Origin of the sequence: Arachnia propionica, assembly GCF_003932785.1 — a bacterium.
Classification (GTDB): domain Bacteria; phylum Actinomycetota; class Actinomycetes; order Propionibacteriales; family Propionibacteriaceae; genus Arachnia; species Arachnia propionica_B.
The window spans coordinates 1-672 of sequence record NZ_RQYT01000130.1 but is presented as its reverse complement, the minus strand read 5'-3'; the positions used below and the strand labels follow the sequence as shown (position 1 = coordinate 672).

Genomic DNA, 672 nt, shown 5'->3' with positions numbered 1-672 from the left:
AGTCGCGGCGTCGGCCATCACTGTGGGTCTCGCGGGTGCGGCGTCCGGTGTGGTCGTGGGTGTAGGTGATGGTTTCGTCGCCGTTGGTGGCGTGGAGGAGTTGCCCAGCGGCGTTGTAGGTGCGTTCCCAGGTGGTGCCGTTGATGTGTTCGACTGTGAGGCGTCCGGCCGGGTCGTAGGTCCACGAGTTCGTGGTGGTGTCGGATTCAGCGCGGGTGAGTTGCCCGGCATCGTCGTAGTGGTACCGGGTGTGTTGCCCATCGATGGTGACCGATGAGAGCCAGCCGTCGTCGGTGTAGTCCATGGCGGCTGTGGTGTGGGTGCCTTGGCTGGTGGTGTGGTGGGTGATGAATCCGTGGGTGTAGCCCCACTGGTGGATGACATCGCCCAGGACAGCGCGGGTCAGTCGGCCTTTCTCGTCGCGGTCGAGGATGGCGGTGGCGAGTCCGGGATGGGTGACCTGGGTGATGTTCCCAGCCGGGTCACGCTGATAGGCCGTGGCTGCCCCGTTGGGGGCGGTGATGCTGGTGGTCCATCCGTCGAGGTCGTGGTTCCAGGAGGTGGTGTGGTTGCCTCGAGCGTGCTGGGTGAGGAGGCCGCGGGGATCGTAGGTGAGGACGTGGGTGACGGGGTGGTCGGGGTTGGAGTGGTCCTCGACCTGGACCTGCCGGG

General features: G+C 66.2%; 1 pseudogene. It reads right to left on the bottom strand.

The window, feature by feature from the left end:
* Positions 1 to 672 (bottom strand): annotated as a pseudogene (locus EII35_RS15565) (hypothetical protein); the annotation flags it as partial.